This window comes from Enterobacter sp. UNJFSC 003, assembly GCF_036903355.1.
In the GTDB taxonomy this organism is placed as follows: Bacteria; Pseudomonadota; Gammaproteobacteria; order Enterobacterales; family Enterobacteriaceae; genus Enterobacter.
The window spans coordinates 1-244 of the sequence record NZ_JBAKHK010000306.1; the positions used below are offsets into that span (position 1 = coordinate 1).

General features: G+C 59.0%; 1 protein-coding gene. It reads left to right on the plus strand.

Annotated features, from left to right (window positions below; translation table 11 throughout):
- Positions 1-244 (plus strand): solute carrier family 23 protein (locus V5P19_RS24290; RefSeq protein ID WP_334408088.1); only part of this gene is annotated, 244 nt, incomplete at both ends.

Genomic DNA, 244 nt, shown 5'->3' on the forward strand with positions numbered 1-244 from the left:
CGCGCTGATGTTGATCGTGCTGGGTCTGTTCCCGGCAGTGAGCGGTTTTGTACAACACATTCCAGAACCGGTTCTGGGCGGCGCAACGCTTGTAATGTTTGGCACCATCGCCGCCTCCGGTGTGCGTATCGTTTCTCGTGAGCCGCTGAACCGTCGGGCGATTCTGATTATCGCGCTGTCGCTGGCGGTTGGTCTGGGCGTGTCTCAGCAGCCGCTGATTTTGCAGTTTGGCCCTGAATGGCTG